The 12,366-nt window shown below is 54.7% G+C and carries 11 protein-coding genes; 3 read left to right on the top strand and 8 right to left on the bottom strand.

What is annotated here, in order from left to right; all coding sequences use genetic code 11:
* Window positions 1-34 precede the first annotated feature (34 nt).
* Window positions 35-2,362, top strand: a complete 2,328-nt coding sequence (locus WMW72_RS31410) for an AraC family transcriptional regulator (protein WP_341419547.1) — start codon at window positions 35-37, stop codon at window positions 2,360-2,362.
* Window positions 2,363-2,757: 395 nt separating this feature from the next.
* Here WMW72_RS31410 and WMW72_RS31415 read toward each other — a convergent pair whose 3' ends face one another.
* The 3 genes from WMW72_RS31415 to WMW72_RS31425 form a co-directional block, all read right to left on the bottom strand.
* The gene (locus tag WMW72_RS31415) at window positions 2,758-3,825 is read right to left on the bottom strand and encodes a LacI family DNA-binding transcriptional regulator (protein WP_341419548.1); all 1,068 of its coding nucleotides are present in this window, start codon (window positions 3,823-3,825) and stop codon (window positions 2,758-2,760) included.
* Between the two features lie 234 nt (window positions 3,826-4,059).
* Window positions 4,060-5,172 (bottom strand): DNA alkylation repair protein, encoded by a 1,113-nt coding sequence (locus WMW72_RS31420; RefSeq protein ID WP_341419549.1) that lies wholly within the window; start codon window positions 5,170-5,172, stop codon window positions 4,060-4,062.
* Between the two features lie 88 nt (window positions 5,173-5,260).
* Window positions 5,261-6,175 (bottom strand): helix-turn-helix transcriptional regulator, encoded by a 915-nt coding sequence (locus tag WMW72_RS31425; RefSeq protein ID WP_341419550.1) that lies wholly within the window; start codon window positions 6,173-6,175, stop codon window positions 5,261-5,263.
* A 160-nt stretch (window positions 6,176-6,335) separates the two neighbouring features.
* Here WMW72_RS31425 and WMW72_RS31430 point away from each other — a divergent pair, with 160 nt between their 5' ends.
* Entirely contained in the window at window positions 6,336-6,812 is a 477-nt protein-coding gene (locus tag WMW72_RS31430) for a CcdC protein domain-containing protein (protein ID WP_341419551.1), read from the top strand.
* A gap of 171 nt (window positions 6,813-6,983) precedes the next feature.
* On the opposite strand, the gene WMW72_RS31435 is transcribed toward WMW72_RS31430, so the two are convergent.
* The 4 genes from WMW72_RS31435 to WMW72_RS31450 form a co-directional block, all read right to left on the bottom strand.
* Window positions 6,984-7,118 carry a hypothetical protein gene (locus WMW72_RS31435; protein ID WP_341419552.1) on the bottom strand — a complete coding sequence of 45 codons (135 nt, stop codon included), beginning with the start codon at window positions 7,116-7,118 and terminating at the stop codon, window positions 6,984-6,986.
* Between the two features lie 190 nt (window positions 7,119-7,308).
* Window positions 7,309-8,076, bottom strand: a complete 768-nt coding sequence (sdhB, locus tag WMW72_RS31440; protein ID WP_341419553.1) for a succinate dehydrogenase iron-sulfur subunit — start codon at window positions 8,074-8,076, stop codon at window positions 7,309-7,311.
* A 2-nt stretch (window positions 8,077-8,078) separates the two neighbouring features.
* Window positions 8,079-9,842 carry a succinate dehydrogenase flavoprotein subunit gene (sdhA, locus tag WMW72_RS31445; protein WP_341419554.1) on the bottom strand — a complete coding sequence of 588 codons (1,764 nt, stop codon included), beginning with the start codon at window positions 9,840-9,842 and terminating at the stop codon, window positions 8,079-8,081.
* Window positions 9,843-9,859: 17 nt separating this feature from the next.
* Window positions 9,860-10,516 (bottom strand): succinate dehydrogenase cytochrome b558 subunit, encoded by a 657-nt coding sequence (locus WMW72_RS31450; protein ID WP_341419555.1) that lies wholly within the window; start codon window positions 10,514-10,516, stop codon window positions 9,860-9,862.
* 275 nt (window positions 10,517-10,791) lie between these two features.
* Here WMW72_RS31450 and WMW72_RS31455 point away from each other — a divergent pair, with 275 nt between their 5' ends.
* Window positions 10,792-11,685 (top strand): LysR family transcriptional regulator, encoded by an 894-nt coding sequence (locus tag WMW72_RS31455; RefSeq protein WP_341419556.1) that lies wholly within the window; start codon window positions 10,792-10,794, stop codon window positions 11,683-11,685.
* A gap of 7 nt (window positions 11,686-11,692) precedes the next feature.
* Here WMW72_RS31455 and WMW72_RS31460 read toward each other — a convergent pair whose 3' ends face one another.
* Window positions 11,693-12,355, bottom strand: coding sequence for a potassium channel family protein (locus tag WMW72_RS31460; protein WP_341419557.1), 663 nt, complete (start codon window positions 12,353-12,355; stop codon window positions 11,693-11,695).
* Window positions 12,356-12,366: the final 11 nt, after the last annotated feature.

A 12,366-nucleotide genomic window follows, 5' to 3' on the forward strand; every position in this document is an offset into this window, starting at 1 on the left:
GCTTTTGGATATAGAAAGTGAGGCGTCCAGGTAGATGAGGCTTTCCAAGCCGCAGTTGCAGCGGAATTTTATCAGAATAACCAACAAGGGGTCCTTTTACTGGCGAAGTCTGGCTCTGGTCCTGCTGATCTCCAGCCTTCCGACCTTGCTCATCGCTATCATCAATCTGTATATCGGTACTGGCAAGATCGAAGAGGAAGTAGAGAAATCGCATCAAATGCGCATTAGCCAGGTATCGGAGATGATTCAAGCCAATCTGTCCACGATGGAAATCATGACCAACCGGTGGTCCACGAATCCCTTGGTCTCTGATTCAATCCGCTATTTGGACTTCAAGGACAACCCCGATGTGGTTCAACAGCTGTATGAGTTTCTGCTGATGATGAGCGGCTCTCATCCCTGGATTGAGCAGGTCCGGCTGTACCTGTCGGATCAGGAGGTGATCATCTCCAATAGCAAGGGAGTAAATCCTATCCGGGACGGCAGCCTGAAGACGACCTTCCTGCAGGAGTACCAGCAGCAAGGAGCGCTGTACTGGAGCGATGGTGCAGCATATTTATCCGCAGATGAGCCTTCGCTAACGCTGGTGTACAAGCTGCCGTGGTATATGAACGACTCCTACGGCGCCCTGCTCGTCGATATCAAGCGGGATGAACTGATGAATGCGCTAGGCCAGCTCAATACGGATAAGGAAGGCATCTCCTTCGTCATGAAGAAAGGCTCGAACTGGGGAACCGATCAGTGGAACCCGGCGATTCAACCGTTTGCTGCGGAACTGCGCGGACTTATTTCCCAGAAACAAGGAGCGGCTTCCTTTACCTACGAATGGAAGCGCGATGTGTATGGGATTTCCCAGGGCACCCTGCCACGGCTGGATTGGGTGTTTGTTGTGGCTACCCCGCTGTCCAAGCTCACCGAACCCGTAAGAATGACGACCAACTCGATCCTGATTGCGAGCGCTTCCGGTATTGTGCTGGCGATTTTGCTAGCCCTATACGCCTCCAGGCAAATTTACGGTCCGATCGACCGGCTGATCCGGTTATTTACTTCGGACAAGACCCCTTCGGGCATCGCCTACGAGAAGGACGAGATTCAGTTCATCGAGTCCACCTGGAAGTATCTCCACAAGGAAAGCCGCGTCCTGCAGGAGAGGCTGGAACTATCCTTTCCCTCGCTGCGCACGGGTTTCCTGCTTCAGCTCGTGCAAGGGCATTTCTATGCCCTCACGGAGGAAGAAATTCTCGACAAGATGGAGCAATACGGGTGGAATGTCAAGGACTGCAGCTTCTCTCTGCTGTACATCCGCATGTCCGGGATGAGCAAGCTCGGTGAGCGTTTCCGGGTTGAGGACGAGCAGTTGATTACTTTTGCGGCAGCGAACATTATTGAAGAAAAAACAGCCGGTGCCTTTCACCGTGTTCAGGTGATCAACTTCCAGGACCTGTGCGTCGGGCTGCTGGTTGCCGCTCCCAAATCCGATACGAACCTGAAAGAGCAGCTGACCCAGTCGGCCCATGAGCTGACGGAGACGATCCACAAGTATCTGAAGGTCAATGTCACCATCATGGTCGGTTCGCTAGCGGAGGGGATCAAGGAAATCCCGTATATTCTGGACGAAGCGCGCAGCGCCATTCGGCACCGTGACCTCAGCGTGCAGCATCAAGTGATCGATATCGGCGAAGCGCTGAGATCCGATACCGCCAAGGCCCCCTACTCCTTCCAGCTCGAGAAGGAGATGATTCATGCGCTGAAGCTGGGTCTTGAGGAAGAAACGATCGCGTACATGAAGGAATTTGTAGCGGAATTTTCCGGGCATACGCCCAATATGTTCATGCTGCAGCAGGCGATGCTCCATCTGCTCGGTTCGATCATGCATGCGATCATGCAGTCCGGCTATAATCCGGGCCAAGTGTACGAGGGCGGCAATCTCTATGAGGAGCTGTCTCAGATCCATGAAGCGGAGACGATGCTGCAATGGTTCGAGTCCAAGGTATTCACCCCGTTCTGGCTCAGCCTGCAGCAATCGCATAACATGAAATCCCAATTGATCGTGGAGAAGGTGCTCCGCCTGATCAAGGAAGAATTTATGAACGACCTGTCTCTGGAGCATTATGCCGAGGTGTGCGGGACCAACTTCTTCACGCTAAGCAAAATATTCAAGGACGTGACCGGCGTTAACTTCGTGGACTATGTCACCGGCCTGCGCATCCAGCGCGCTCAAGAGCTGCTGTTGTCCACTGGCCTCAAAATCAACGAAATTGCCGAGCAAGTCGGCTACCAGCATTCTTATTTCAATAAAGTGTTCAAGGCCCATACCGAGATGACGCCTAGTCAGTACCGGGATGCGCATAAGCAAAGATGAAACCGAGAAGGAGCCCCTGGCTAGAGGCTCCTTCTCCGTTTCATATGTAGGGGTTAAAGTATGCGATTAGCATAAGGGATATACCGGATTACACGGGCGAGAACAAAAGCACTGACGATAGAAAGCACTGAGACCAGCAGCCACTTGAAATATGAGGTTTTTTCTCAGTCTGGATCAAAGATTTATTTCCTTATTTATAAACAAATACTACAAAATCCAATATTTAAATCCGAACAGGCTTCGTATAACTTCTCCAGAAACGTCAAAAAACCAGTCCGCCTGCGAACTGGGTATTCGATGTATAGAGACGGGCTATGACAGCCTGCCTCTGCTGTATGGACGGGGCCAGGCGACGCGCAAGCCAGAAAGCACCTCCTCGGTGCTAGGCCCGCCTGTCACCTGCCCGTGGAGCGCCGCGGAACGAGTTGCAGAGGTATCTGGATCTCATGTCCTTCCCTCTCGGCTTTGCTCAAATACTCCTGAGGGAAGCGGCTTAGCGCTGCGTTATCCTCCAGAGCCTGCAGCATCAGGAGCATGACGAATTCGGCCTGCAGGTCTGCCGGCAAAGCCAGAGACGTCAGCAAGGGATGGCAGATCGCTGTCACCGGATCATTGTTAATCCCTGCAATGAGAAACTCCTCAGGCACCCGATACCCTCGCCGCAATACAGCTGACATGAACGAGAGCGTCAGTACATCGTCGAAGCCGATTACACCGACAAGCCCCGGTCCGGATTCCGCGCGGAATGCTTCCAGCTGGTCCAGCAGTTCCTCGATAGAGGCGAAGCTGTCCGCATCAAAGCTGACGCTTGCTACAGGCTCGGACAACCGGTTCAGGCCGTTCTGTACACCGATCCGCCGCTGGCAGTCTGTCGCATACAAGCTTGACTTGCCGATGTAGCAGATCGTTCGGCACCCCTGCTCATACAGATGATTCACCACTTCGTCGCAGCCGACGACGAAGTCCAGATTTACCGCCCCCACGGCGATATCCGTCGGCCAACCCCAAGCGTTGAACAGCACGAGCGGTGTGCCAACACCGACGAGCTGCCGTGTGGCCTCCTGGGACATCGCCAGTCCATGACAGATCAGTCCGTCCACCCGGCGCTGCAGCAGCACGTCGAGATGCCGCTTCTCGATCTCGGGATCGAAGCCGGCTGCCGAGAAGACAGACAAGTGATAGCCATACGTGTGCGCCATACGCTGCATCTCCTCCGCAAAGCGGCCGTGATGACCGGCAAAGCTGGGCACCAGCATACCCAGCTCATACGATTTCTTCCGGCTCAGGCTGGCTGCCATCACATTGCGCCGGTAGCCGAGCTGCTCCGCCGCTTGCTCGACCTTGCGGATCGTCTCGCTGGACATCGGCACGTTACGCCGGTTCAACACATTGGATACCGTGGCGATAGATACGCCTGCGGCTTCGGCCAGATCCACAATCGTTACTTGCCGCTTCCTGCTCATGGCTCGTACTCCCTTTCCTTACTCCCTGAAGCGTTTCAATCTCATTATTCTACCCGTGAAAGCGCAGGTACGTCAACGCGGGAGGCAACCGCGGTCAGCTCAGACGCTGCGCAGCACGGCTGAGTGCAGCGGGCAATACGGCCGTCATGCATAGCGGCCAAAAAAAGAGGCAGTCCGGACGCGGGTTCATTCCGGACTGCCTCTTATCCTGTAGGGGATAGCCCCTTGTCCCCGCTATTCATTCTCCTTCGCCTCAAGCGTCAAGAAGGCATGAGCGACCTCTTCTCCATTAACGAGCAGTACAATCCGATGCTCCCCCGGATAATGACGGCGGGTCGTCAGATCCGCCCAGCGATGATTTCGGGTTCCGTGCAGACGCGTACCGCCGGCAACCGTCTTGTCCGACAATAGAAACAGCTTGCGGGACGTCTGCCCTCTTGCCTTCACGAAGTGGATGCCGTACTCGATACGGATACGCATCGGCTCGCCTTCCCGGACATAGAGCTCATACCCGAGCTCGCAGCTCCCACCAATCGCCAGCACAGATGGGTCAGCTATCAGGGAAGCGTCTGTGATCAATCCCTCTTCCTCGTCTTGACCGTAGCCAAACAGCTCCAAAACCTCGGGCAATGCCTGGCGGATCAGCGTCCGGCAGGCGTGACGTACGATCCAGTCCGTATCCTTGTGGGTGCCCATCCAGCGGCGCGCCGTCTCCAAGACCATATCAGGATGATCCTTGGCGATGTCATTCAGGTTATTGGCCACGCTCTTGCGGACATAGGCAGAGGAGTCGGCTTTCAACTGCTCCAGCACAAGCAGCAGCGGTGCCGGGTCCCGCTTGAACAGCGGCAGCGCCTGTCCCCACGGCAGACGAGGGCGGCACCCCTCGCTCGCGAGTCGTCGGACATGCTCATTGGGATGGGCGGCCCAGACGGTCATCTGGCGCATCATTCGTTCCGGCTCGCGCAGCAGAAATACTCTCACGGCGAACTCCGCCGATGATCTGGCCGTGAACCTCTCCAGTGCACGCATGGACAGGTCCCAGTGCTTTTCCCCTTGTCCATGAACCTCCACGAAATCGGGAAAGAACAAGTACGGGAACCCGACACAGGTCTCGTCGATCGCAAACAAAATGTCCAGTGCATCCTCATAACGGGAAGGAAGATGCTTCCCCAGCGTCTCGGATATACGCCGGATGCGCTCCTTCAGCTTGAGCAGCTCCCATCCCTGGCCCATCGTGTCTGCCACAAATAATTGTACAGGAAAGGAGCCGTAAACCCCGCGGACCTTCTCTCCGAATTCAAGCAAAAATTTCTCATGATACATCGTTCTTAAAGGCTCGGCCATGCTTGCAAAATCCCCCTTCACTGCTCACCGTGCGCAACAGTTGTTCTGTACTCATCGTAACACGGATAACTGGACAACCCCTGTCAAGTTATGTGGAGGCTTTGTAGGTGGCCAGCAGAACGTCCAGTCTCTCCGCGATGCGCTCACGCACACTTGGGGGCGCCATTACTTCAGCAGCCGTGCCAAACGACAGCATATAGCCGATTAGCCAATCGTCATCAGGCAGCTCAGCCGTCACGATGAAGGAGCCGTCTTCCTGTCTCGTCACCTGGCATTCCTGAAATTCGTCATATACACGAAACGCGCCCTCAGCCGAGATACGGAGCTGAACTTGCACAAGTGGCCCGAAGGCCTGGTCCTCGATATCCGCGGGCTGCTCATCCGGAGATCTGGGGGGGAACAACTGCCCGGTAAGCCGGATATTGGCCATGCGACTGATCTTGAAGGTCCGGTACTGCTGAACGGCTAGACAAAATCCCTGCAAATACCAGGACTTCGCTTTAAATATCAGCTTGACGGGCTCGATCCTGCGGCTGCTCTTGATCCCGGAGGAGTTAAAGTAATCGAAAGTGACCAGCTCGTGATGGAGCACGGCCTTCTGTAGGATGCCGAACCTTTCCTTCTGCTCCCGGCTGCTGCCCCATGACGAGAAATCCACCTCTATCCAGCCGATACGATCTTTCTTGAATAGACTGCTGAGCTTGGAAAGAGCTCCGTTTATATCGGGATACTCCGTAGCTGACAAGCTTTGCAGCGCGATCAGGACTTCATTCTGCTCCTGATCGGAAAGCAGGGATTTAGCCAGCACATAATCGTCCAGCAAGGAGATGCCTCCGCCCTTACCAGGGCTGGCATACACTGGAATGCCCGCTGCGCTGAGTACGTCAATATCCCGGTAGATCGTCCGGGGGGATACTTCAAAATGCTCGGCCAGCGCCTTGGCCGTTGTTGTTCGTTTATCGATCAGGATATAAACCATTTCCAGCAGTCTGCTAACGGGCAAAATCATCACCTCAGAAGCATTATACCTCAAACATCCGGCAACAGCAGAGTCCCGTGGTGACTATCGTCACTCGATTCTGGTGACTTCCCACACTGTTGAAAAATTCAGCTATCGGAGATACTTGGTATAAGAAATCGCACATTTACAAAGGAGTGTTACGATGAATACCACCATCTCTTTGCTTATCTCCTTAGCCATCTTCGTACTTATTATCCGCGGCCAATTCCGCGGTATGCAGAAGCCGATGGGGAAATCAGGGATTTCCTTATTAATTCCGATCCTATATATTTCAACTTCGTTATTTCAATTAATGGACCCGACCCTGCATCTATCGCAAGGTGAGGTGCTAACAGCCCTGCTTATCGGCCTGTGTGTGTCCATCCCGCTGATTGCGATGACAAATTTTGAAGTGCGGCCCAACGGGGATACCTTTATCAAGCGAGGCAGAGGGGTATTGATATTTCTGATCGCGGTATTCGCGCTCCGCTTCATCCTGGTGTTCAGCATCCAATCCATCGATAGCGGCGCACTCGGATTTATCGCGAATCTGGTCACCTTGAGCTATATTGCCGTCTGGCGCTCCGCCAGCTTTCTGAAATTCCGCAAAGCTCTCCAGCAGAGACCCGCGCACTCCTGAATTCAGTTCGGGACGAAGGAAAGGATGACCGCAGGAAATGACTTCAGCCGCCCTGCCTCGACGGCAGAGCGGCTGAGTGGTTGACAGACTCACCAGCAAGACACGGCATGGGCAAGCCATCACCTCATACTGCGCCGCTAAGCGCGGTCCGTCCAGGCTGCCCTCCCCCGTTTATACGGACGGGCGGTTGGGCTCGTGCTTGTCCTTGTGATAGGTTGGTATCGTGTTCGCTTTATTCGTTTGCTCGGCATGGTCGGCGAGCGATTGCTGCTGCTGCTGCAGCGTCCGGTTTTTGTTCTTGCCCATCTGCTATCCCTCCACTGTGTAGGATGTATGGCGACTTGCCCTCTTGTTTTCCCACCGATACGGGCTGGCTATCCTCCAGCAGATCGCCTAATCCTTCCAGTCCGCACAACCCATCCGAAATGTCCAGCAAAAGAAAAACTCTCCAGCCATCCGAAGATGACTGAAGAGTCGAGGTTGAACCAACAGATAATTACACGCCCAGCCATTTCTTGAACAGATGCTTCGTCGTATCAAGGTTCATCGCTGCGATGGACGTCGTCAGCGGAATCCCCTTAGGGCACGAGCGCACGCAGTTCTGCGAGTTGCCGCAGCCTTCGATGCCGCCGTCCTCCATCAAGGCTTCCAGACGCTCGTGAGCGTTCATCTCGCCTGTCGGATGGGCGTTGAACAGACGTACCTGCGATACGGCTGCCGGCCCGATAAAGGTCGTCTTGTCGTTGACATTCGGACAGGACTCGAGGCACACGCCGCAGGTCATGCACTTGGACAGCTCATACGCCCACTGGCGCTTCGATTCAGCCATCCGCGGTCCAGGACCGAGATCATATGTGCCGTCGATTGGAATCCATGCCTTAACCTTTTTCAACGCGGAGAACATGCGCTCACGGTTGATGACCAGGTCACGCACGACAGGGAAGGTGCTCATCGGCGCGATGCGGATCGGCTGCTCCAGCTTGTCGACGAGCGCGCTGCACGCCTGACGGGGCTTGCCGTTGATGACCATGGAGCAAGCTCCGCACACTTCTTCCAAACAGTTCGATTCCCAGCATACAGGCGTCGTTTTGTCGCCCTTCGCATTCACAGGGTTCCGTTGAACCTCCATCAGCGCGCTGATGACGTTCATGTTCGGACGGTAAGGAATCTCGAACTCCTCGTTGTATGGCTTGCTGTCAGCCGTGTCCTGACGGGTAACGATAAACTTAATCTTTTTGTTTACGGTTGCGGTTGCTTCGGCCATGATTAATTTCCTCCCTTCTTCTTCTTGTCGGTCGTGTAGTCACGCTTACGCGGTGCGATCAGGGAAACGTCAATATCTTCATAGGAGATTTTCGGGCCTTCGGCCGTCCAGGTCGCCTTCGTCGTCTTCATGAACTCATCGTCGTTACGATCCGGGAATTCCGGCTTGTAGTGCGCGCCGCGGCTTTCGTTACGGAGCAGCGCACCCAGCGTCATCGCGTGGGACAGCTCCAGCATGTTCCACAGTTGACGAGTATAGGCTGCACCCGGGTTGTTGTAACGCGCCGAGTCGTTGATGTTGATGTTCTTGTAGCGCTGCTTGAGCTCATTGATCTTATCGATCGTCTCCTGCAGCCCTTTGTTGTAACGGACAACCGTCATCTGGTTGGTCATCCATTCGCCGAGCTCTTTCCCGATGACATAAGCATTCTCCGTCCCATTCATGGACAGGATGTTATTGTACTTCTCGGTATGAAGCTTCGCATAACGCTCGTACACGGAAGACGAAATATCGTCCACATGTTTGTCCAGTCCCTTGATGTACTCAATGGCCTTCGGTCCAGCCACCATACCGCCGTAGATCGCGGACAGCAGGGAATTGGCGCCCAGACGGTTCGCTCCATGGTATTGGTACTCGCACTCGCCGGCTGCGAACAGACCCGGGATGTTGGTCATCTGGTTGTAATCAACCCACATGCCCCCCATCGAGTAGTGAACCGCAGGGAAGATCTTCATGGGAATTTTCCGCGGATCGTCGCCCATGAATTTCTCATAGATCTCGATGATACCGCCGAGCTTCACGTCCAGCTCCTTCGGATCCTTATGCGACAAGTCCAGGTAAACCATGTTCTCGCCGTTGATGCCGAGCTTCTGGTCGACGCAGACGCTGAAAATCTCGCGTGTCGCGATATCGCGCGGAACAAGGTTTCCGTAAGCCGGATATTTATCCTCGAGGAAGTACCAAGGCTTACCGTCTCTGTAAGTCCAGACCCGTCCGCCTTCACCGCGGGCCGATTCGCTCATCAGACGCAGCTTGTCGTCGCCGGGAATCGCCGTCGGGTGAATCTGGATGAACTCGCCGTTCGCGTAGTGAACGCCTTGCTGGTAAACTGCGCTAGCTGCCGTTCCGGTGTTGATGACGGAGTTCGTCGTCTTGCCGAAGATAATGCCAGGGCCGCCTGTCGCCAGAATAACCGCGTCCGCTCCGAACGTATTCACTTCCATACTGCGCAAGTCTTGGCCTGCGATCCCACGGCAAACGCCGTCATCGTCCAGGATCGCGCCGAGGAATTCCCAGTGCTCATACTTCTTAACCAGACCCGCTGTTTCCCAGCGGCGTACTTGCTCGTCCAGCGCGTACAGCAGCTGCTGGCCAGTCGTCGCTCCGGCGAATGCCGTACGGGAATGCTTCGTTCCACCGAAGCGGCGGAAGTCGAGCAGACCCTCAGGCGTACGGTTAAACATAACGCCCATCCGGTCCATCAAATGAATGATGCCGGGCGCCGCATCGCACATGGCTTTTACCGGCGGCTGGTTCGCGAGGAAGTCTCCTCCGTATACCGTATCGTCAAAGTGCTCCCAGGGAGAATCGCCTTCGCCTTTAGTGTTAACAGCGCCGTTGATGCCCCCTTGAGCACAGACTGAGTGAGAACGTTTAACAGGAACCAGAGAGAACAAGTCAACATGTACTCCGGTTTCTGCAGCTTTGATGGTGGCCATCAACCCGGCCAGACCTCCACCGACTACAATAACTTTCGAATTCGCCATGATGGTACGCTCCCCCCTTAACCTTTCGTTACTGACGTGACTTGCTGGAACGCAGGGTCCAGGAACGCCGTCAGAGACATAATGAACATCACGGTCATGATCACGAACACGCCCATCCATACAAAGGAAGAAACCCGTTGTGCGCGAGGACCGACCGTGATGCCCCAACTAACCAGGAACGACCACATGCCGTTGCTGAAGTGGAATGTGGCTGCCACGACACCGATTACATAAAAAACGAAGTAGAACGGATTGGAAGCGATCTGGTGCATATGCGAGCCGATCTCCATCTGTTCTACGCTGCCGATGGCAATTTGGAACCGAGTTTGAAAAAAGTGCCAAGCCACAAAAATAAACGTAACGACACCGGTTACGCGCTGCAGGAAAAACATCTGATTGCGGAAATACCCGTAATTGCTCACATTGTTGCGAGCCGTATAAGCGACATATAAACCGTAAATCGCGTGATACGCAAGCGGGATCCAGATTCCGAAAATTTCGAGCGCCAAGACGAGCGGCAAGCTATGCAGCCATTCGACGTGCTCAAGAAAGCTTCCAGGTCCGCCCTTCGCTGCCGAATAGTTCGTCAGCAGGTGCTCGATCAGGAAAAAACCGACCGGAATAACACCGAGCAAGGAATGAAGCTTTCGTGAAAAGTACGAGTTTTTGAACATTACCTTTCGTTCCCCTCCTAATAATTAGGCTAGCCACGGCCTTGATAAAAACCAATAATCATTGTACTCCCGACGTCTGAGAGCGTCAACACAAAACGCTACGTCTATTTTCCATGAATCGACAGCCTTTTATACCATTCGCGGTACTTTTTGTGAACAATCCGTGACACTACCATACTACTCCTGTTTCGCTTATAATGGAAGTGCCGATTTCTTATAATCTCTTATAACATTTATGCATATGCTAAAGTTGTCAAGGAGGCGGATCACACCCGATGGAGCTATTCGATATTCTGATTACGGTCGTACAGCAGCAAAGTCTGAACAAGGCATCCCAGATACTTAACATCTCTCAGCCCGCTCTCTCGCGCAAGATCATGAAGCTGGAGGAGGATCTTGGGGTCGAGCTGTTCCGCCGCAAGGGCAAGCGGCTTGAGCTGACGCGGGCAGGCGAGATCAGCTACGAGTACGCGCTGGATCAGCAGCGGCTGGAGCGTAAGCTGCAGCAGTCGCTCCGGATCTTCAAGACGAGCACGAAGCCTGCCAGCCTGGTCATCGGCGCCAGTCTGACCACGCTGCAGTCGACACTGCCTGACCTGATCACGATCTATACACGTGAGCATCCGCTGACGGATATCAAGGCGCTGACAGGCAAAACCCACGAGATCGTCCCTCTTGTCAAGGAGAAGAAGGTCGATATCGGCCTCGTGGCTTCGGGCATCGACGACCCCGGACTCGTCTGTCTGCCGCTGTTCGACGATCCGCTTTGCCTCGTACTCCCCGCCAGCCACCCCTATGCGGACCGCACGGACCTGAGCGCAGCCGACCTGCATGAGCTGCCGATGATTCTGTTTTCCCGGGGAACGTGGTACCGCGTGCTGATGGATGAGATGTTTCACCGCTGCAGCGTCCACCCCGATGTGAAGATGGAGATCGATTCCTTCGAGGCCATCATCCGGCTGGCAGCGACCTGTCAGACCGCCACGCTGCTGCCCGAATCTTATCTGCGGCATGTCCTTGTGGAAACAAACGGCCTGATCGTCCGCTTCATCCCGGAGCTGGAGCAAACAAAAAGAACGACCTCGCTCCTATATACGGAGGAAGCCGCTCTGGAGCCGCCGATCCGGCTGTTCATCGATCTGGCGGTTAAGCATTCGAGTCAGCGGTAGCCGCCGCTTAGCGGATCACAGCCTTCTCGAAATGGTCGATCTGGTCATTCGTCCCGATGATGACCATCACATCCTTCTCCTCCACGGAGTCGGTGGCCGTCGGGGCGATAATAACGCCTTCTTTCTTATTAATAGCTACGATGCTGCAGCCGTACTTGGCCCGCGTGTCGAGATCCCGCAAGGTCCTTCCGTCCAGACACCTTGGAACCGTCAGCTCCGCGATCGTGTACTCGCACGACAGCTCGATATAATCGAGCAGATTCGGCGAGACGAGCTGATGCGCAACCCGCACCCCCATGTCCCGCTCCGGGAAAATAATGCGGTCGACGCCGATCTTGTTCAGCACCTTGCCGTGCAGCTCGGACAACGCCTTCGCCACAACCATCTTGACCCCGATATCCTTGAGCAGAATCGTGGTCAGGATACTGGACTGGATATCGTCGCCGATCGCGACGATCACACAGTCGAAGTTGCGCAGGCCGAGCGAACGTATGACGTCTTCGTCGGTAGAATCCGCAACCACGACATGTGTAAGCTCCTCACTCATCGCCTCCACGGGCTCCTCGTGCTTGTCGATCCCCATAACCTCATAGCCAAGCTTGATCAGTTCCTTGGCCAGACTCGATCCGAACCTGCCTAGTCCAATAACGGCATATTGACTGCGCTTCATCCTGTGTCTCT

The organism is Paenibacillus filicis (assembly GCF_038070315.1).
GTDB classification, from domain to species: Bacteria; Bacillota; Bacilli; order Paenibacillales; family NBRC-103111; genus Paenibacillus_G; species Paenibacillus_G filicis.